Here is an 18,405-nt window from a genome sequence, read left to right as displayed (position 1 = left end):
GCTGTGTCCGTGCCGACACCCTCCTCCCCCGATTCCGCACCACCCGCTTAGGAGCCAACCGGTGACCCTCCGTCAGACCGGCCTCAACACCGGAAGCCACGACCTCCCCGTCTCCGCCGCCCTCAACGCCTTCATGGGCCTCTCCTGGGCGCCCACCCCGCTCCCCGCCGACGACCGCGTCCCCGGGTACGCCGTCACCCCCGGCCGCCGCACCCGGCTCTCCGCCGCCTTCCCCGGCGAGCGGCTGATCGTCCCGGCCGGGCAGCTCAAGGTCCGCAGCAACGACGTCGACTACCGCTTCCGCCCGCACAGCGCCTACACCTGGCTCACCGGCCTCACCGGCGAGGACCAGGTCGGCCACGTCCTCGTCCTGGAGCCCACCGGCCCCGACGGCCACGAGCCCGTCCTCTACCTGCGCCCCCGCTCCCCGCGCGGCGGCGACCCGGTGCGCGGCGCCGAGTTCTTCCGCGACCGCCGCTACGGCGAGTTCTGGGTCGGCCGCCGCCCCGACCTCGACGAGGCCGCCCGGCTCACCGGCGTGCGCGTCCAGCACCTCGACGAGCTGGAGAAGCTGCTCACCGGCCCGCAGCCCGCCACCCGCGTCCTCGCCGGCGTCGACCCCGCGCTCGACGCCGCCACCGGCCGCCCCGGCGCCGACGCACTCGCCGCCGACGACGGCCTGTTCGCCGCCGTCCTGTCCGAGCTGCGGCTGGTCAAGGACGCCTGGGAGGTCGAGCAGCTCCAGCTCTCCGTCGACCACACCGTGCTCGGCTTCGAGGACGTCGTGCGCGCCCTGCCCGCCGCCCTGCGCCACCACCGCGGCGAGCGCTGGATCGAGGGCGTGTTCAACCTGCGCGCCCGCGCCGAGGGCAACGGCATCGGCTACGAGACCATCGCCGCCTCCGGCGCCCACGCCTGCGTCCTGCACTGGATCCGCAACGACGGCGCCCTCGACCCGAACGCGCTGCTGCTGCTCGACGCCGGTGTGGAGACCGACACCCTCTACACCGCCGACATCACCCGCACCCTGCCGCTCAGCGGCACCTTCACCCCCGTCCAGCGGCAGGCCTACGAACTCGTCCTCGCCGCCCAGCAGGCCGGCATCGACGCGCTGCGCCCCGGCGCCCGCTTCCGCGACTTCCACGCCGCGGCCGCACGGGTCATCGCCGAGGGCCTCGCCGACTGGGGCGTCCTGCCGGTCTCCGCCGAGGAGGCGCTCGCCGACGACAGCGGCGTCTACCGCCGCTACACCCTCTGCGGCACCGGCCACATGCTCGGCCTGGACGTCCACGACTGCGCCAAGGCCCGCGCCGAGACGTACCTGGACGGCGTCCTGGAGGAGGGCCACGTGCTCACCGTCGAGCCCGGCCTCTACCTCCAGCCCGACGACGAGACGCTGCCCGCCGAACTGCGCGGCCTCGGCATCCGGATCGAGGACGACCTCGTCATCACCGCCGACGGCGCACGGCTGATGTCCGGCGCGCTGCCCCGCACGGTGCCGGCCATCGAGGCGTGGATGGCCGAACTGCTCGGCTGAGCAGCGTCATTGGAGCCATTGGACGGCCGCCGGGCGTCACAGCCCGGCGGCCCGGGCGTCCTTCCACAGCTCCGCCACCAGTTCCGCCGCCGGACCGCTGCGCGCCGCCCGGTGGCCGGTACCCGCCCACAGGTGCATCGCCTGCGCGTCGCCGCGCCCGGCCGCCGCCGCGCGCAGCGGCCGGGTCAGGTGGTGCACCTCCGGGTAGGCGGCGGGCGCGTACGGCCCGAACCGGTCGACGAAGTCGTTGCGCAGCGCCCGCGCCGGACGGCCGGTGAACGCCCTGGTCACCGTCGTCCCGTCGAACTGCGTCAGCGCCGCCCGGTGCGCCGCCGCCGTCCCCGCCTCGTCCGCGCGCAGCAGCGCCGTCCCCACCTGCACCGCCACCGCCCCGGCCCGCAGCGCCGCCGCCACCGCCGGGCCGTCCGCCAGCCCGCCGGCCGCGATCAGCGGCAGCCCGGTCACCGCCCGGACGGCGGGCAGCAGTCGGAGCAGCGGCAGCTCGCCGGGGACGTCCGCCGTCCGGTGGGTACCGCGGTGCCCGCCGGCCTCCGGACCCTGCACGCACAGCGCGTCCATCCCGACCGCCTCGGCGCGGCGCGCCTCCTCCGGCGTGGTCACCGTGCCGACCTGGAGGACGCCCGCCGCGCGCAGCGCCCGGGCCTCCTCGGCGGAGGGCAGTCCGAAGGTGTAGGAGACCACCGGGACCGGGGCGGGTTCGGCGAGCAGCCCGGCGATCTTGGCGTCCCAGTCGTCGCGGTCCGGCGCGATCGCCTCCGGCAGGGTCACCCCGTGCGCCCCGGCCTCCGGCCGCAGCCGCTCCCGGTAGGCGGCGACGGCCGCGGGGTCGCCCGGCCCGGCGGGCACGAAGAGGTTCAGGCCGAACGGACGGTCCGTCAACTCCCTGACCTCGCGGACCTGTTCGAAGGCCTCACCGGCACTGCGGTATCCGGCGGCGAGGAACCCGAGCCCGCCGGCCCCGCTCACGGCGGCCACCAGCTCGGGCGTCGACGGCCCGCCGGCCATCGGCGCGGCGATCACGGGCACGGGGAGTTCGTCGAGTCGCACGGCCATCCGGGGATCATCCTCCACTCACACGGCACACCGGGGTACTCGGGCTACCCGCCCACCCTACGCCCGGCCCGGGCCAGACCCCGCCGCCGTCCGCGACTCCGTGCCCTCCCCACCCCCCTCAAGCCGCCCGCAGGGCACCCCTCACACCCCGCGCCGAATCAACCCCCGCGCCCGCGCCTCCCGCACCGCCGCCGTCCGCGACTCCACGCCCAGCTTCGTGTAGATGTGCACCAGATGCGACTTCACCGTCGCCAGGCTCAGCTGCAGCCGCCGGCTGATCGCCTGGTTGGTGAGCCCGTCCGCGACCAGCCCCAGCACCTCCGTCTCCCGCACGCTCAGCGCCGCCGCAGGCGTCCGCATCCGCTCCAGCAGCCGGTCCGCCACCGTCGGCGCCAGCGCCGTCCGCCCCGCCGCCGCCGACCGCACGGCCCGCGCCAGCTCCTCCGGCGGCGCGTCCTTCAGCAGGTACCCGGTGGCCCCGGCCTCCAGCGCCGGCAGGGTGTCCGCGTCGGTGTCGTACGTGGTCACCACCAGCACCCGCGGCGCCCCCGCGCCCCGCGCGGTGATCGCGGCGGTGGCCTGCGCACCGTTCATCGCCGAGCCGGGCCCGAACTGCAGGTCCATCAGCACCACGTCGACGTCCGTCTCCGCCGCCAGCTCGACGGCCCGCTCGGCCGTCGCCGCCTCCGCGACGATCGCGAAGTCCGGCTCGCTCTCCAACACGGCCCGCAGCCCGGCCCGGACCACCGGGTGGTCGTCGGCGAGCAGCAGGCGGATCACACCGTCGGTCGTCACGCGGACTCCTCACTCGAATCACCCGGAGCGTCGGGCACCGGCAGCAGCACGGCGAGCGCCGTGCCCTCCCCGGGCGCGGACTCCACCGCGAACGTCCCGCCGAGCGCCCGCGCCCGGGCCCGCATCGACGGCAGCCCGAACCCGCCGTCCCCGTCCGCCGCCGCCTCCGGACCGCCGACGCCCGCCGGATCGAACCCGGCGCCGTCGTCCACCACGTCCAGCGCCACCTCCCCCGCCCTGAACCCGAGCGTCACCACCGCGTGCGTCGCCCGCGCGTGCCGCACCGTGTTCCCGAGCGCCGACTGCGCGATCCGCAGCAGCGCCACCTCGTGCGGCACCGGCAGCCGGACCCGCTCACCGGAGACGTGCAACCGCACCGCCAGCCCGCTGCGCGCCGACGTCGTCGCGCACAGCCGCTCCAGCGCGACCGGCAGCGTGTCGCTCTCCAGCGCCGGCGGGGTGAGCGCGCGCACGAAGCGGCGGGCCTCGTCGAGGTTGTCCTGCGCGGACTGCCGGGCCTGTTCGACGTACTCGGCGGCGGAGTCGGTGCGCTCGGGCAGGGCCCGCTGGGCGGCGCGCAGCAGCAGCTGGATGCTGGTGAGGCCCTGCGCGAGGGTGTCGTGGATCTCCCGGGCCAGCCGCTCGCGCTCGGCGAGGACGCCGGCCGCGTGGTGGGCGGCGGCGAGGTCGGCGCGGGCGGCGGTGAGCTCGTCGATCAGGCGGCGCCGCTCCTCGCTCTCCCGGTAGAGCGCCTGGTAGCCGAGGACGGTCGCGGTGGCGACGGCGGCGCCCAGCAGCGGCCCGATCGCCGCGGCGACGCTGACGGTGTGCTGGTGCGCGGAGTACGCGGCGATCGAGGCGACCGCGGTGAGCCCCACCGCCACCAGCCCGGCACGCCGGCCGAGCAGGTGCAGCTCCAGGAAGTACAGCGGGAAGGCCAGCCAGACGCCGTCCTGGGTGGCCACCAGCACGCCCGCCCAGGTGACGGCGAGCAGCGCCAGCCAGAGCCCGGCGGCCCGGCGGGAGCGGCCGACGGCGCCGATCAGCGGTCCGGCCGTGTAGACGGCGGCCATCGCGGTGGCCGCGGCGGTGACGGCGGCCGGGTCGCCGTCCCGGCCGGCCAGAGCACGGACGACGGCGAGCGCCAGCAGGCCCGCCACGAGCAGGTGCAGGCAGACCTGGAGGACGCGGGCGACGGGGGTGGTACGGGGTCGATCGGTCGCCATCCGTCCAGCCTAGGGCGTGCGCCGCCGACCGGCATCAATCGAAAGGTTGAACTCCGGCTCTGCCCTTCGATGCCGAGGATCCAATCCCCGGTGCGATGCCGGAGGGCCCCTTCCTCGACGAGTCTCGTCAGTGTCGTCAGTGTCGCAGTGGATCGAGCGGAAGGGCTTTCGGTGTTCGTCGCCTGGAGGGACCTGCGGTTCGCCAAGGGGCGGTTCGCCCTGATGGGGACCGTCATCGTACTGATCACGGTGCTGGTCGGCCTGCTGTCCGGCCTGACGGCCGGGCTGGGCCGGCAGAACATCTCGGCGATCACCGGCCTGCCCGCCGACCACCTGGCCTTCGGCCGGCCCGCCGACGGCCAGAAGCTGTCGTTCACCGACTCCCAGGTCACCCCCGGGCAGTGGCAGGGCTGGGCCCGGACGCCCGGCGTCACCGACGCGCAGCCGCTCGGCATCGCCACCACCAAGGCGGCGGCCGGCCCGCGCACGGCCGCGCTCTCCGTCTTCGGCGTGCCCGACGGCTCCTCGCTCGCCCCGCGGGGCGCCGACCTCGCCGCCGGCCGGGCGGTGCTGTCGCGGACCGCCGCCGAGGACCTCGGCGGGCTGCGCCCGGGCGACGCGTTCACCGTCGCCGGCCATCCGCTGACGGTCGCGGCCGTCTCCGGGGACGCCTCCTACAGCCACACCCCGGTCGTCTGGACCACCCTCGCCGACTGGCAGCGGGCCGCCCCCGGCGGCGCCGGCCACGCCACCGTGGTCGCGCTCACCACCGCGAAGGGCGCCGACCTGGGCGCCGCCGACGCCGCGCTCGGCACCGAGACCCGCAGCCGGGACGACGCACTCGCCGCGATCGGCTCCTACACCTCCGAGAACGGCTCGCTGCAACTGATGCGGGGCTTCCTGTTCGCCATCTCGGCGCTGGTGATCGGGGCTTTCTTCACGGTCTGGACGATCCAGCGCAGCGGCGACATCGCCGTCCTCAAGGCGCTCGGCGCCTCCACCCGCTACCTGCTGCGCGACGCGCTGGGCCAGGCCGTCGTCCTGCTGCTGCTCGGCACCGCGCTCGGCACGGCGCTCGCCGCCGGCGCGGGCGCGCTGATCGGCTCCGCCGTCCCGTTCGTCCTGGACGCCCCGACCGTGCTGGTGCCCGCCGTCGTCATGATCGCGCTCGGCGCGGTCGGCGCGGCCCTGTCCGTGCGCCGCATCACCTCCGTCGACCCGCTGACCGCCCTGGGGAGCGCCCGATGAGCCTTCTGCTCGACCACGTCACCCTGACCTACCCGGACGGCGACGGCCGGCTGACCGCCCTCGACGACGTCTCGCTGACCGTCCCCAGGGGCACGCTCACCGCCGTGGTGGGCCCGTCCGGCTCGGGCAAGTCCAGCCTGCTGGCGGTCGCCGCCACGCTGATCGCCCCGGACTCCGGGCGGGTGGTGGTGGACGGCACGGACACCGCCGGCCTGGACCGCGCCGCGCTGACGGCGCTGCGCCGGCACCGGATCGGCATCGTCTTCCAGCAGCCCAACCTGCTGCCCTCGCTGACCGCCGTCGAACAGCTCCAGGTGATGGCCCACCTGGACGGCCGCGCCCCGCGCGGCGCGCTCCCCCGGGCGCTGGAGCTGCTGGACGCCGTCGGCCTGCGCGACCAGGCGGCCCGCCGCCCGCACCAGCTCTCCGGCGGTCAGCGCCAGCGGGTGAACATCGCCCGCGCCCTGATGAACGACCCCACCGTCCTCCTGGTCGACGAGCCCACCAGCGCCCTCGACCACGAACGCGGCGCCGCCGTCCTGGAGCTGCTCACCACCCTCACCCACCGCCGTGCCACCGCCACCGTCCTGGTCACCCACGACCGCACCCACCTGAGGGCGGTCGACCAGGTGGCGGAGGTCCACGACGGAAGGCTGACCGCGTGACCTACTTCTTCGCGGCCAGCACGGAGTCCACGGAGAGGGTCGCCGACGCCCCGATCGACTCCGGCAGCGCGAACGACTGCCCTGGGTGGTGGACGGCGTGCACCCGGTACTCGCCGTCCTGCGGATCGGTGAGCACCACGACCCGGCCATTGGCTCGATCCACGATCACATGGATCGGAATCCCAGCGGAGGCATAGACCGCCGGCTTCCGCTTCAGATCGTCACTCAGGTCGGATGATGCACACGCGTGAGCCGGCTCAGCGACCGGCCGTGGGAAGCACTCGGCGGAGGCGTCACGACGATCCGGCTCCCGATGATCCCGACCCGGTGCCCGGCGAACTGGCTGGAGATCAGCCCAGCGGCTTCGAGCAGCGTCGGCTGCTCAATGGGTTCTTCCACTGCGGCGGCGGACATGGAGTTCTCCTTGCTGCCGATGTCGGGAAGATCATCGTAGGACTCAGGGCCAAATCCCTACCCGATCCTGGCTCTTTTGCCCGAACGCGTGGTTCACCCCTACCGGGCCCGCAGGCGCAGGCCGGTGCGGGGCTCCTCCTCCGCCTCCTGCTGCTGTCCCTCGGCCCACAGTGAGCGGACGTGGCTGAGGTGGCGGGTCATGCAGGACTCCGCGGCCGGGGCGTCGCCGGCGATCATCAGGTCGAGCAGTTCCAGGTGCTCCTCCGCCGACGACACCAGCTCGCCGCGCTCGGCGAGGCGGTTGAGGCCGTAGAGGCGCGAGCGCTTGCGCAGGTCGCCGACGACCTCGACCAGGCGGGTGTTGCCGGCCAGGCCGAGCAGGTCGAGGTGGAACTGGCGGTCGGCCTCCAGGTAGCCGATGAGGTCCTGCTTGCCCGCCGCCGCGACGATCGCCTCGGCCTGCGGGCGCAGCGCCTCCAACTGGTCGGCGTTGGCGGTGCGGGCGACCCGGCCGACGGTGGGGACCTCGATCAGGGCGCGGATCTCGGTGAAGTCGTCGAGGTCGCGCTCGGTGAGCTCGGTGACCCGGAAGCCCTTGTTGCGGACGGCCTCGACCAGGCCCTCGCGGGCGAGGTCGAGCATGGCCTCGCGGACGGGGGTGGCGGAGACGCCGAAGTCGGCGGCGAGGGCGGGCGCGGAGTAGACGACGCCGGGGCGCAGTTCGCCGGAGATGAGGGCGGCCCGCAGGGCGTGGGCGACCTGGTCGCGCAGCCGCTCCTGGACGGAGATCAGGGTGCGGGGTTTGAGGTCGGCCATGGTGTTCCTCCGGTGAGTGCAGAACACCAGCGTACAATGTCACGTTACGTTGAGTGTGCAACATTCCGTGATTCGGACGGCCCTTCAGGGGGCCGGGACGCAGACCGCCCCCATGATCTCAGGGCCGCCGCCCGCTGACAACGGTCGACGGCCCACGACTTCACCCGTTGCCCGTCACTCCCCCTTGAACAGCCGCACCAGACTGCTCACACTGGACGCCCCGTGCCCGGCCCCGACGCCCCGCCGGAAGGTGTCGGCGAGCGCCCGCGGCAGCGCGCCGTCCACCCCGGAGGCCTCCACCGTGTGCAGCACGTGCTCGACACTGGCGAGGCCCATGGTGAGCCGGTCGACGTCGCCCTCGTGGTTGCCGGCGGCGATCCGGGGCGCGTAGAAGGCGAGGAAGCCCGGCAGCGAGGCGGCGGTCGAGGTGGCGTAGGGCAGGAACTCCTCCGCCGGGATGCCGTTGGCCTCGGCGACGGCGGTGGCGTGCAGGTAGGCGGTCATCGAGGTCCAGAAGATGTCCATCTGGAGCTGGTAGTACAGCTGGGCGAGCCCAGGGTCGTCGCCCCGGTAGTCGGCGCCGGTCAGCACCTCCAGGGCGGCGCGGTGCCGGCGGAACAGCTCGACCGGCCCGCTGTAGAAGGTGGACGACCCGGGCGCGCCGATCCCGGACGGCGGCACCTGCACCCCGCCGGTGAGGTGCCCGGCGCCCCGCTCGGCCAGCCACCGGGCGGCCTCGCGGGCCCGCTCGGGGGTGTCGGAGCTGAGGTTGACGACGGTTCGGCCGGCCAGTTCGGACTCGGCGGCGGCCAGCACGGCGAACACCGCGTCGTAGTCGTGAGGCTGAGCACGACCAGTTCGCCGGCCGCGACGGCCTCGGCCGCGCTCGGCGCGAGCACGGCGCCGCGGGCGACCGGGCCGGCGGCCCGCTCGGCGGTCCGGTTCCAGAGCGTGACGGCGTACCCGGCGTCGAGGTAGGCGCCGGCCATGGCCAGGCCCATCGGGCCGAGGCCGATCAGGGTGACGGACGGCTTGCTGTGCTGCTGCGGCGTGACGGACATGGGGATCCCCTCCGGAGGCGACTAGAACGAACGCTCTATCCAGGGCATGACGCTAGCACAGCACTGGAACGAACGCTCTATTCAATTCCCCGCTAGACTCCTCCCGTGAAGACGACCACCACCGGCACCCGCGAGCGCATCGTCCGGGCCACCTCCCGACTGCTCCAGCGCCAGGGGTTCGAGGGCACCGGCATCAAGCAGATCTCCCGCGAGGCGGAGGCCACCCTCGGCTCCGTCTACCACTTCTTCCCGGGCGGAAAGCAGGAGCTGGCCGCCGAGGCGATCCGCCACGGCGACCAGGAGTTCGCCGACCTGCTGCGCGAAGGGCTGGGCAGCACCGCCGACCCGGCCGAGGCGGTCACCGCCTGCACCCGGATGCTCGCCGAGGCCCTGCGCGACTCCGACTGGCAGGACGGCTGCCCGATCACCACCACCGCCCTGGAGACGGTCGGCCGGGCCCCGGTCATCGAGCAGGCCGTCACCGAGGCCTTCGCCCACTGGCGCGCCATCGTCGAGGAGAAGCTGCACGGCGCGGGGATCCCCCTCACCGACGCCCGCGAACTCGCCGCCACCGTCATCAACACCCTGGAGGGCGCCGAACTCGCCGCCCAGGTCGCCCGCAGCGAGGAACCCCTCCACCTCACCGGCCGCCACCTGGCCCGCCTGATCAACACCTACCGGTAGCGGCGTCCGGCCGGGAACGCGAAGAAGCGGCCGACGTGGCGGGGGATCCCGTCCCACCACGTCGGCCGCCGTTCCGGCCGGTCACTTCGACGCCCCCCGTCCAGGGCAATGGGTCAGGGGGTAAGGGTGCCGGCGCAGCGCCGAGGCGCCGGCACCCGGCGTCGGGGCCCCACAGCGGGCCCCGTGCCGGCCGGAGACTCAGGCGGCGGTGTGGCGCAGATGCGCCTCCGCCGCCACCGCGAGGTCCTCCCAGGCCATGCCGACGCTCTTGAAGAACCTCGGCCGGTCGGTCGGCACCGGTGCCTCGCCGTTCACCAGCTCGGCCAGGTTCCACAGGGCCCCGGCACCGGTCACACCCGCCATCAGCAGGTCGCCGGCCTCGCGCAGTGCGACCGAGCGGGCCTCCACGTAGAGCGCGGACCGGCCGACCAGCACCTCGTCCACCTCCCGGGCGTCCACCTCGTGGGAGCCGACCGCCGCCACCGCCGCGTGGTCGGGGACCAGCGCGCCGTCGAACAGCGGGGTGCGGGCGGTGGTGCAGCAGACCACCAGGTCGGCGTCCGCCACGTCGGCGGGGGTGCCGACGGCGGCTGCCACGCCGCGCGCCCGGGCGTACCGGGCGAGCGCCTCGGCGGGCTGCTCGCTGCGGGCGACCACGGTCACCCGGGTCAGCGGGCGGATGCCGAGCAGCGCGTCCAGGTGGCCGTACGCCTGCGGGCCCGAGCCGAACAGCACCAGGTGCGCGGCCTGCGGCGCCGCCAGCCGGTCCAGCGCGACGGCGGTCACCGCGGGGGTCCGCAGCGAGGTGAGCGCGACACCGTCGAGCAGGGCGAGCGGCTGCAGGGTCGGACCGTCGAGCAGCAGGTAGCTGCCGGTGATCCGGGGCAGCCCGACGCCCGGGTTCGCGGGGGCGACCCCGGCGATCTTCACGCCGGTGTACCGGGCGGAGGCGGCCGGCATCAGCAGCAGCTCCCCGGCCGGGACCGGAACCGCCGAGCGGGCGGGCGCGGCCTCCGGGTCCAGCCCGTCGAGCAGCACCCGCTCGACCGCCCGGGCCGCCTCGGCGGGCGTCAGCCCGACGGGGGCGGCGGCGAGGGTGTCCGCCGGGCCCGGCGCGGCGGGCCGGAGCGGCTCGGCCGCCGCACCGGGCGGCTTCGGGGGCGGCACGGCGGCCGGCGCCGACCGCAGGTCCCCGCTCACAGCAGGAACCCGGTGCCGAGGGTGTCCCGCGGGTCGAGCACGAAGCGGTGCTCGCCGGTGCGGTGCGCGGTGCCGCTCACCTCGGTGACCACGCCGTCGCCCCACGGGTCGCCGCCGGCCAGCACCCGCCCGCCGAAGACGGTGCCGACGATCGACTCGTGCCGCAGCTCCGCGCCGGGCGCCAGCCGTCCCTCGGCGGCCAGGACCGCCAGCCGCGCCGAGGTGCCGGAGCCGCACGGCGAGCGGTCGATCTGGCCGTCCGCGAAGACGGTGACGTTGCGCTGGTTCACCGTGCCGTCCGCCGCCGGGAGTTCGTCGTACAGGATGACCCCGTAGACGCCGGACAACCGCGGGTCCACCGGGTGCCGCACGGCATCCGAGCCGGCCAGCGCGGCCCTGATCTCCCGCCCGGCCGCGGTGAGTTCGGGCAGTCGGCCGAGGCTCACCGAGAGGCCGAGCGCGGCGGCCGGCACCGAGGCGTAGCAGGCGCCGGAGTGCGCGACGGCCACCTCGACGGTGCCGCGCGAGGTCTCCACCGGCAGCTTCAGTTCGCTCACCCAGGAGGGCACGTTGCGGAACGTCACCCCGGTGGTCCGCCCGGCGGCCCGGTGGACCAGCGCGGTGACCCGCCCGGACGGCACGTCGATCCGCACCCGGGCGACGCCGTACTCGGGCGCCGCGACCAGCCCGGAGTCGACCGCCCAGGCGCCGAGTGCGATGGTGCCGTGGCCGCAGGCGGTCGAGTAGCCGTCCTTGTGCCAGAACAGCACGCCGAGGTCGGCCCCGTCGTCGTCCGGCGGCACCAGGAACCCGCCGTACATCCCGGCGTGGCCGCGCGGCTCGCGGGTGAGCAGCTGCCGGACGTCGTCCAGCGCGCTCGACCGGGGCGCGGTCGCGCTGCCGCCGGCGCCGATCGCGATGGCCCGCCGCTCGGCGACGCTGTCACCGGGGATCACCGGCGCGCCGGCGACGACGATCCGGAACGGCTCCCCCGCCGTGTGGTAGTCGACGGTGTCGATGTGCACGGCCGCTCCGTCGTCGGCCTGCTGCCCGGTCATCAGGCGCCGCCGGCGGGCAGCAGGGTGACGGTGCGGCTCTGGGTGTAGAAGTCCAGCGCGGCCTGGCCCTGCTCGCGGGCGCCGTGGCTGGCGCCCTTGGCGCCGCCGAACGGCAGGTGGAAGTCGACGCCGCTGGAGGGCGCGTTGACCCGGATCATGCCCGCGTTCAGCCGGTCGGCGGCGGCCAGCGCCGCGTCCAGGTCGCCGGTGTGCACCGAGGCGGACAGGGTGTACGGGGTGTCGTTGGCGAGCGCGATCGCCTCATCCAGGTCGGCCGCCGCGTGCAGCACGGCGATCGGGCCGAAGAACTCCTCGCGTCGCAGCGGGTGGTCCTCCGGCACCCCGGCGACCAGGGTCGGGTCCAGGTACCAGCCGTCCCGCTGCGGGACGCCGCCGCCGGTCAGCACCTCGGCGCCGGCCTGCCGGGCGGAGGTGACGGCCGCGGTGATCTCGTCCCGGGTGGCCTCGTTGATGACCGGGCCGCAGGAGGTCTCGTCGACCTGGGCGAGCGCCTTGACCAGCGCGGCGCGCAGCGGCTCGTACGCCGCGCCGACCGCGACGACCCGGCTGGTGGCGGTGCACTTCTGGCCCGCGTAGCCGGCGATCGCGTTGGCGAGGTGGGCGGCGGCCTGGTCGAAGTCGGCGTCCGGCAGGACGATCGCGGTGTTCAGCCCGCCGAGTTCGGCCTGCACCGGGACGCCGCGCTCGGTGGCGGTGCGGACGACCTGGCGGCCGACCCCGGTGGAGCCGGTGAAGGAGACCACGTCGGCCGCGGCGACCAGGGTGGAGCCCTCGGCGCCGCCGCCCGGCAGCACGGTGAAGACGTCCGCGGGCAGCCCGGCCCCGGCGATCAGCTCGCCCAGCCGCCGCGCGACGCCGATCGCCTCCGAGGAGGGCTTGAGCACGACGCTGTTGCCGACGGCCAGCGCCGGGGCGGCCTTCCAGGTGGGGATCGCCAGCGGGAAGTTCCACGGCGTGATCAGCCCGGCGACCCCGTACGGGCGGCGGCGGGTGAGCAGCAGGCCGGCCCCGGCGGCGGTCTCGTGCACCTCGCCGGTGGCCGCGAACGGGGCCTGCGCGTAGTAGCGCCAGATCGCGACGGTGCGGGCGACCTCGCCGCGCGCCTCGGCGACCGGCTTGCCGACCTCGCGCACGACCAGTTCGGCCAGCTCCTCGGCGTGCGCCTCGACCGCCTCGGCGATCCGGGTGAGCGCGGCCGAGCGGGCGCCGGCGCCGGCGGCGAGCCAGCCGCCCTGCGCGGCGCGGGCGCGGGCGACGGCGGCCTCGACGGCCTCGCTGCCGGGGCGGGGCGCCTCGGCGACGAGGTCCGCGGGGTCGGCGGGGTTGTACGAACGGATCGTCACTTCGAGGCAGCCCTTCGGGGGATTCGACGGGAGGGGGAGGACGGTGACCGGCGGGCGGTCAGAGCAGGAAGCCGGCCGGGAACGGGTCGGCGGGGTCGAGGAAGTACTGGGCGGTGCCGGTGACCCAGGCCCGCCCGGTGACGGTCGGCACCACCGCGGGGCGCCCGGCCACCTCGGTCTCCTCGACCAGCCGGCCGGTGAAGGTGGTCCCGATGAAGGAGTCGTTGCGGAAGTCCCGGCCGAGCGGCAGCTCGCCGCGCGCGTGCAGCTGGGCCATCCGGGCCGAGGTGCCGGTGCCGCAGGGCGAGCGGTCGAACCAGCCGGGGTGGATGGCCATCGCGTGCCGGGAGTGCTCGGCGGTGGAGCCGGGGGCGAGCAGCTGGACGTGGTGGCAGCTGTGGATGGAGGGGTTCTCCGGGTGCACCGGGCGGTCCGGGCCTGCGTTGATGGCGTCCATCAGGGCCAGGCCGGCGTCCAGGATCTCCTGCTTGCGCTCCCGCTCGAACGGCAGGCCGAACTCGGCGAGCGGCAGGATGGCGTAGAAGTTGCCGCCGTACGCGAGGTCGTAGTCCACCGTGCCGTAGCCGGGGACCTCGATCTTCCGGTCCAGCGCCACCGAGTAGGACGGCACGTTGCGGATGGTGACCGCCTTGGCGGCGCCGTTCTCCACCGCGACCTCGGCGATCACCAGACCGGCCGGGGTGTCCAGCCGGACGGTGGTGACCGGCTCGACGACGGGCACCATGCCCGTCTCCACCAGCACGGTGGCGACGCCGATGGTGCCGTGGCCGCACATCGGCAGCAGGCCGGAGACCTCGATGTAGAGCACGCCCCAGTCGGCGTCCGGCCGGGTCGGCGGCTGCAGGACGGCGCCGCTCATCGCGGCGTGGCCGCGGGGCTCGTACATCAGCAGGGTCCGGAACTCGTCCAGGTGCTGCTGGAAGTGGATGCGGCGCTCGGCCATGGTGGCGCCGGGGATGACGCCGAACCCGCCGGTGACGACCCGGGTGGGCATGCCCTCGGTGTGCGAGTCGACGGCGTGGAAGACGTGACGGCTGCGCATCTGCTGACGCTCCGTGGGTGATGGGGTGAGGGTGGGTGGGCCCCCGTCCGGGGGGCCGGCTGCCGCCGCAGCCGGCCGTCCCGGACGCCGGACGCGGTACGGGTCAGGCCAGGCCTTCGGCCAGCGCCTTCTCGGTGGCCGCGCGGACGGCCGCCTCGATCTCCGGGGTCAGCGGCAGGCGCGGCGCCCGGGTCGGACCGCCGGGGCGGCCGGCGATGTCCATGGAGAGCTTGATCGCCTGGACGAACTCGGTCTTGGAGTCCCAGCGCAGCAGCTGGTGCAGCGCCTTGTACAGCGGCAGCGCGGTGCCCAGGTCGTGGGCGACGGCGGCCTTGTACAGCGCGACGCTCGCCTCCGGCAGCGCGTTCGGGTAGCCGGCGATCCAGCCGACCGCGCCGGCCAGGGCCAGCTCCAGCAGCACGTCGTCGGCGCCGATCAGCAGGTCCAGGCCGGGGGCCAGCTCGGCGATCTCGTACGCCCGGCGGACGTCGCCGCTGAACTCCTTGACCGCGACGATCGAGCCCTCGCCGTGCAGCTCGGCGAGCAGCGACGGGACCAGGTCGACCTTGGTGTCGATCGGGTTGTTGTAGGCGACGATCGGCACGCCGGCCTTGGCGACCTCGGCGTAGTGGGCGCGGACGGCCTCCCGGTCGGCGCGGTAGGCGTTCGGCGGCAGCAGCAGGACGGAGCCGGCGCCGGCCTCGGCGGCCTGCTCGGTCCAGCGGCGGGACTCGGCGCTGCCGTAGGCGGCGACGCCGGGCATCACCCGGGAGCCGTCGCCGGCCGCCTCGACGGCGACCTCGACGACCTTGGCGCGCTCCTCGGCGGTCAGGGTCTGGTACTCGCCGAGCGAGCCGTTGGGGACGACACCGTCGCAGCCCGACTCGATCAGCCAGCGGACGTGCTCGGCGTAGGCGTCGTAGTCGACGGAGAGGTCCGGGCGCAGCGGGAGCGTGGTGGCGACCATGATGCCGCGCCAGGGCTTGGTGATGTCGTGAGACACAGGTGACTCCTTGGTGAGGTGTGACATTTTATTAGCGGTCGCGCGGCGGACACAAGGGGAACCGCCGGGCGATTTCGGGCGGACCCGGGCCGGACCGGCCCGGGCTCAGTCCCGGTCGTCCTGCCCGGCCGCGAGCTGGCCGAGCGGAACGGGGCAGGAGAACGGCCGGCTGTCGGCCCGGGCCTCCCCCGGTACGGCGCCGCCGCCCGCCAGGCAGGCCACCGCCGGACCGCACATCCGGCCCTGGCACCAGCCCATCCCGGCCCTGGTCAGCAGCTTGACGGTGCGTGCGTCGCCCGCACCCAGCCCGTCCACCGCCTCGCGGATCCGCCCGGCCGGGACCTCCTCGCAGCGGCAGACGTCGGTGTCCTCCCGCAGCCATTCGGTCCAGGCCGGGCCGGGCCGGTGGGCGGCGGCCATCAGTTCGGCGAAGGCCCGCAGCCGGGAGCGCCTGCGCAGCAGCGCGGTGCGCACCGGCCGGCCGGCGACCGCGTGCGCGGCCAGCTCGCCCTCGGCGATCGCCAGGTCGGCGCCGCCCACTCCGCAGGTCTCGCCGGCCGCCCAGAGCCCGCGGACGGTGGTCCGCAGGCGGGCGTCGACCGCGAGTGCGGCCGTCCCGTCGGGCGTGGTGCGGGTGGCCGCGCCCAACTCGGTGGCCAGCTCGATCTGCGGGACCAGGCCGTGACCGACGGCGAGCGCGTCGCACTCGATCCGCCGTCCACTGCCGGGTACCGGACGCCAGTCGGCGTCCAACCGGGCCACCGTGACGGCGGTGACCCGGTCCGTTCCGTGCGCCTCGACCACCGCGCTGCGCGGCCGCAGCCGCACGCCGTGGCGCAGTAGCGCGGAGCCGTGCCCGGCGCCCTCGACCAGCTTGGCCGGAACGGCGGCCAGCACGCCGGGGCGCCGGGCGTAGCCGAGGTACGCGGTGGCCTCGACCACCGCGGGGACCTCGGCGCCGGCGGTGACCAGGGAGGAGGCCGCCGCGAGCAGCAGCGGGCCGCTCCCGGCCACCACGATCCGTCGGCCGGGCAGCACCAGGCCGGCCTTGAGCATGGCCTGCGCGCCGCCGGCGGTGACCACCCCGGGCAGGGTCCAGCCGGGGAAGGGCAGCTGCCGCTCGTACGCGCCGGTGGCGAGCAGGACGGCGGCGGAGCGGACGGTGGCCCGGTCCTCGGCGTCGGGGCCGGTGGTGGCGTGCAGCCGCCAGTCGCGCTCCCCGGCGCGCTCCAGCGCCCACACCTGGTGGCCGGCCAGCAGGTCGACGCGGCCGGCCGCGCGGTGGGCGGCGAGCCGGTCGGCGAGGCCGGTGTAGACGGACCAGCCGTGGTGCAGGCGGTCGGGCCGGGTGGCGCCGAGGCCGGGGGCGGGGTGGCGGTAGTACTGCCCGCCGGTGTCGCGGCCGGCGTCGACCAGGGCGCAGCGCAGCCCGAGGTCGGCGGCGGTGGCGGCGGCGGCGAGGCCGGCCGGGCCGGCGCCGATCACCGCGAGGTCGTACGGCCGCGGAGCGCCGGTCAGAGGCTCAGACGTCGAGGTCGGCACGGCCGTGGCCCTCCTGGGTGGTGACGGTGGTGCCGGGCTCGGCCGGCAGCAGGCAGGTGCGCTGGTTGGGCCGTCCGTCGACGGTGGCCAGGCAGTCGAAGCAGGCGCCGATCCCGCAGAACGCCCCGCGCGGGCGGCCGCCGACCCTGGTGGTGCGCCAGGCGAGCACGCCGTCGGCCCACAGGGCGGCGGCGATCGTCTGCCCGGGCAGCGCGGGCACGGGCCGGCCGTCGAAGTCGATGGTGTGGGCGGGCCCGGGTTCGGCCCGGACCAGCTCCGCGGGGGTGCGGCTACGGCGCATGGGTGGGGGTTCTCCGTTCAGCTCATGAGCCGATCGTGGGGTTGTCGGGCCGGTGATCAGCCCTTCCGGGTGCCCAGAACTTTGCAAAGTGCACTTTGCAAAGTCCTCGCGCACTTTGCAAAGTGTGCGAGGGCCCGGAAGCGGCCTCAGGCGGGGTCGCCCTCGACCGGGAAGCGGTCGGCCCGGAAGGGCGCGAGGTCCAGGTCCGGCGCCTTGCCGGTGAGCTGCTGGGTGATCAGCAGTCCGGTGGCCGGGGCCAGGCCGATGCCCGCGCCCTCGTGGCCGCAGGCGTGGTACAGCCCGGGCACCCGGGGGTCGGCGCCGATCGCGGGCAGGTGGTCCGGCAGGTACGGCCGGAAGCCGCGGTAGGCGCGCATCACGCTCACCCCGGCCAGCACCGGGAACAGCGCGGCAGCCTGGGCGGCCAGCCGGCCCACCACCTCCACCGAGAGCGTCCGGTCGTAGCCGACCCGCTCCCGGCTGGCGCCGATCAGCACCGGCCCCCCGGGCGTCCCCTCGACCACGGCCGAGGTCTGCAGCGCGGCCGAACCGCTGGCCACGTCGGCCACGTAGTCGGCGGCGTAGACCTTGTGCCGGACGATCCGCGGCAGCGGCTCGGTGACCAGCACGAACCCGCGCCGCGGCAGCACCGGCAGGCGGACGCCGGCCAGCGCGGCCAGCTCACCGCCCCAGGTGCCCGCGGCGTTGACCACGGCGGCCGCGTCCAGCCGCCGCCGCTCGGTCTCGACGCCGCGCACGGCGCCGTCGGCCCCGAGCCGCACGGCCCGCACGGCCTCGCCGGTGTGCAGCCGCGCCCCCGCCCGGCGGGCGGCGGACAGCAGGTGCGCGGCGGCCAGCGCGGGCTGGACCTGGGCGTCCTGGGGGTAGTGGAAGCCGCCGGCCAGGCCGGGCGCGAGGTGCGGCTCCAGCTCGCGCAGCCGCTCGCCGGGGATCTCCTCGGAGGTGACGCCGACCGCCGCCTGCTCGGCCGCGAAGGCGCGCAGCGCCTCCTGGCGGGCGGGCGCGCCGGCGACCACCAGGCCGCCCTTGGCCTCGTACTCGACGGCGGCGCCGAGCTCGTCGGCGAGCTCGCGCCACAGGCCGGTGGAGTACAGGGCGAGGTCGAGCTCGGGGCCGGGCTCCTTGTCGGAGACCAGCAGGTTGCCCTCGCCGGCGCCGGTGGTGCCGCCGGCGACCGGGCCGCGGTCGACGACGTCGACGGCGAGGCCGGCCCGGGCGGCGTAGTACGCGCAGGCGGCGCCGACGACACCGGCACCGACCACCACGACGTCGGGGAGTCTCTGGGAGTGGGACACGTCAGTAATATGTCACATGCCATCGAACCTGCCAAGAC

General features: G+C 75.7%; 18 protein-coding genes and 1 pseudogene. 4 read left to right on the top strand and 15 right to left on the bottom strand.

The features are described 5' to 3' along the window. The first annotated feature begins 133 nt into the window (after positions 1-133). Entirely contained in the window at positions 134-1,537 is a 1,404-nt protein-coding gene (locus ACFU74_RS16625; RefSeq protein WP_380757130.1) for an aminopeptidase P family protein, read from the top strand. Positions 1,538-1,573: 36 nt separating this feature from the next. Here ACFU74_RS16625 and ACFU74_RS16620 read toward each other — a convergent pair whose 3' ends face one another. The 3 genes from ACFU74_RS16620 to ACFU74_RS16610 all read right to left on the bottom strand — a co-directional run bounded on the left by ACFU74_RS16620 (position 1,574) and on the right by ACFU74_RS16610 (position 4,632). Continuing rightward, positions 1,574-2,611, bottom strand: a complete 1,038-nt coding sequence (locus tag ACFU74_RS16620) for a nitronate monooxygenase (protein ID WP_380757102.1) — start codon at positions 2,609-2,611, stop codon at positions 1,574-1,576. A gap of 141 nt (positions 2,612-2,752) precedes the next feature. Beyond that, entirely contained in the window at positions 2,753-3,406 is a 654-nt protein-coding gene (locus ACFU74_RS16615) for a response regulator (RefSeq protein WP_380757100.1), read from the bottom strand. Continuing rightward, positions 3,403-4,632, bottom strand: a complete 1,230-nt coding sequence (locus tag ACFU74_RS16610; protein WP_380757098.1) for a sensor histidine kinase — start codon at positions 4,630-4,632, stop codon at positions 3,403-3,405. The genes ACFU74_RS16615 and ACFU74_RS16610 overlap by 4 nt, the downstream gene beginning before the upstream one ends. A 171-nt stretch (positions 4,633-4,803) precedes the next feature. On the opposite strand from ACFU74_RS16610, the gene ACFU74_RS16605 reads away from it, so the two are divergent. Beyond that, positions 4,804-5,880 (top strand): ABC transporter permease, encoded by a 1,077-nt coding sequence (locus tag ACFU74_RS16605; protein ID WP_380757096.1) that lies wholly within the window; start codon positions 4,804-4,806, stop codon positions 5,878-5,880. Beyond that, the gene (locus ACFU74_RS16600; protein WP_380757094.1) at positions 5,877-6,545 is read left to right on the top strand and encodes an ABC transporter ATP-binding protein; all 669 of its coding nucleotides are present in this window, start codon (positions 5,877-5,879) and stop codon (positions 6,543-6,545) included. The genes ACFU74_RS16605 and ACFU74_RS16600 overlap by 4 nt, the downstream gene beginning before the upstream one ends. A 1-nt stretch (position 6,546) precedes the next feature. On the opposite strand, the gene ACFU74_RS16595 is transcribed toward ACFU74_RS16600, so the two are convergent. The 4 genes and pseudogenes from ACFU74_RS16595 to ACFU74_RS16580 form a co-directional block, all read right to left on the bottom strand. Then, the gene (locus ACFU74_RS16595) at positions 6,547-6,726 is read right to left on the bottom strand and encodes a hypothetical protein (RefSeq protein WP_380757128.1); all 180 of its coding nucleotides are present in this window, start codon (positions 6,724-6,726) and stop codon (positions 6,547-6,549) included. Positions 6,727-6,770: 44 nt separating this feature from the next. Next, on the bottom strand, positions 6,771-6,959 hold the full coding sequence (locus tag ACFU74_RS16590; RefSeq protein WP_380757092.1) for a hypothetical protein: 189 nt from the start codon (positions 6,957-6,959) through the stop codon (positions 6,771-6,773). Between the two features lie 99 nt (positions 6,960-7,058). Continuing rightward, positions 7,059-7,775: a GntR family transcriptional regulator gene (locus tag ACFU74_RS16585; protein WP_380757090.1), complete on the bottom strand. Its 717-nt coding sequence runs from the start codon at positions 7,773-7,775 to the stop codon at positions 7,059-7,061. Positions 7,776-7,949: 174 nt separating this feature from the next. Continuing rightward, positions 7,950-8,836: pseudogene (locus ACFU74_RS16580) on the bottom strand (NAD(P)-dependent oxidoreductase). A gap of 105 nt (positions 8,837-8,941) precedes the next feature. Here ACFU74_RS16580 and ACFU74_RS16575 point away from each other — a divergent pair. Continuing rightward, entirely contained in the window at positions 8,942-9,520 is a 579-nt protein-coding gene (locus tag ACFU74_RS16575; protein ID WP_380757088.1) for a TetR/AcrR family transcriptional regulator, read from the top strand. A gap of 198 nt (positions 9,521-9,718) precedes the next feature. On the opposite strand, the gene ACFU74_RS16570 is transcribed toward ACFU74_RS16575, so the two are convergent. From ACFU74_RS16570 to ACFU74_RS16535, 8 genes are all read right to left on the bottom strand, one after another. Further along, on the bottom strand, positions 9,719-10,720 hold the full coding sequence (locus ACFU74_RS16570) for an ornithine cyclodeaminase family protein (protein ID WP_380757086.1): 1,002 nt from the start codon (positions 10,718-10,720) through the stop codon (positions 9,719-9,721). Next, positions 10,717-11,778, bottom strand: a complete 1,062-nt coding sequence (locus ACFU74_RS16565; RefSeq protein WP_380757084.1) for a proline racemase family protein — start codon at positions 11,776-11,778, stop codon at positions 10,717-10,719. The genes ACFU74_RS16570 and ACFU74_RS16565 overlap by 4 nt, the downstream gene beginning before the upstream one ends. Next, a complete protein-coding gene (locus ACFU74_RS16560; RefSeq protein WP_380757082.1) occupies positions 11,778-13,142 on the bottom strand; it encodes an aldehyde dehydrogenase family protein in 1,365 nt (454 codons plus the stop codon). The genes ACFU74_RS16565 and ACFU74_RS16560 overlap by 1 nt, the downstream gene beginning before the upstream one ends. 58 nt (positions 13,143-13,200) lie before the next feature. Next, on the bottom strand, positions 13,201-14,205 hold the full coding sequence (locus ACFU74_RS16555) for a proline racemase family protein (protein WP_380757080.1): 1,005 nt from the start codon (positions 14,203-14,205) through the stop codon (positions 13,201-13,203). 103 nt (positions 14,206-14,308) lie between these two features. Beyond that, the gene (locus tag ACFU74_RS16550) at positions 14,309-15,172 is read right to left on the bottom strand and encodes a dihydrodipicolinate synthase family protein (RefSeq protein ID WP_380757126.1); all 864 of its coding nucleotides are present in this window, start codon (positions 15,170-15,172) and stop codon (positions 14,309-14,311) included. A 141-nt stretch (positions 15,173-15,313) separates the two neighbouring features. After that, the gene (locus tag ACFU74_RS16545; protein WP_380757078.1) at positions 15,314-16,750 is read right to left on the bottom strand and encodes an NAD(P)/FAD-dependent oxidoreductase; all 1,437 of its coding nucleotides are present in this window, start codon (positions 16,748-16,750) and stop codon (positions 15,314-15,316) included. Continuing rightward, positions 16,731-17,051: a (2Fe-2S)-binding protein gene (locus tag ACFU74_RS16540; protein WP_380284285.1), complete on the bottom strand. Its 321-nt coding sequence runs from the start codon at positions 17,049-17,051 to the stop codon at positions 16,731-16,733. The genes ACFU74_RS16545 and ACFU74_RS16540 overlap by 20 nt, the downstream gene beginning before the upstream one ends. Before the next feature lie 146 nt (positions 17,052-17,197). Next, positions 17,198-18,367, bottom strand: coding sequence for an NAD(P)/FAD-dependent oxidoreductase (locus tag ACFU74_RS16535; protein ID WP_380757076.1), 1,170 nt, complete (start codon positions 18,365-18,367; stop codon positions 17,198-17,200). Positions 18,368-18,405 lie beyond the last annotated feature (38 nt).

It is taken from the genome of Kitasatospora sp. NPDC057500, assembly GCF_042802195.1.
Taxonomy (GTDB): Bacteria; Actinomycetota; Actinomycetes; order Streptomycetales; family Streptomycetaceae; genus Kitasatospora.
The sequence above is the reverse complement of the archived record's forward strand: the minus strand, read 5'-3'. Positions and strand labels throughout refer to the sequence as shown.

What these genes read in the sequence shown, in the direction of transcription:
- ACFU74_RS16620 (WP_380757102.1), bottom strand. Translation starts at nt 2,611, where the DNA reads ATGGCCGTGCGACTCGACGAACTCCCCGTGCCCGTGATCGCCGCGCCG.
- ACFU74_RS16565 (WP_380757084.1), bottom strand. Translation starts at nt 11,778, where the DNA reads ATGACCGGGCAGCAGGCCGACGACGGAGCGGCCGTGCACATCGACACC.
- ACFU74_RS16550 (WP_380757126.1), bottom strand. Translation starts at nt 15,172, where the DNA reads ATGGTCGCCACCACGCTCCCGCTGCGCCCGGACCTCTCCGTCGACTAC.
- ACFU74_RS16600 (WP_380757094.1), top strand. Translation starts at nt 5,877, where the DNA reads ATGAGCCTTCTGCTCGACCACGTCACCCTGACCTACCCGGACGGCGAC.
- ACFU74_RS16590 (WP_380757092.1), bottom strand. Translation starts at nt 6,959, where the DNA reads ATGTCCGCCGCCGCAGTGGAAGAACCCATTGAGCAGCCGACGCTGCTC.
- ACFU74_RS16625 (WP_380757130.1), top strand. Translation starts at nt 134, where the DNA reads ATGGGCCTCTCCTGGGCGCCCACCCCGCTCCCCGCCGACGACCGCGTC.
- ACFU74_RS16610 (WP_380757098.1), bottom strand. Translation starts at nt 4,632, where the DNA reads ATGGCGACCGATCGACCCCGTACCACCCCCGTCGCCCGCGTCCTCCAG.
- ACFU74_RS16585 (WP_380757090.1), bottom strand. Translation starts at nt 7,775, where the DNA reads ATGGCCGACCTCAAACCCCGCACCCTGATCTCCGTCCAGGAGCGGCTG.
- ACFU74_RS16540 (WP_380284285.1), bottom strand. Translation starts at nt 17,051, where the DNA reads ATGCGCCGTAGCCGCACCCCCGCGGAGCTGGTCCGGGCCGAACCCGGG.
- ACFU74_RS16555 (WP_380757080.1), bottom strand. Translation starts at nt 14,205, where the DNA reads ATGCGCAGCCGTCACGTCTTCCACGCCGTCGACTCGCACACCGAGGGC.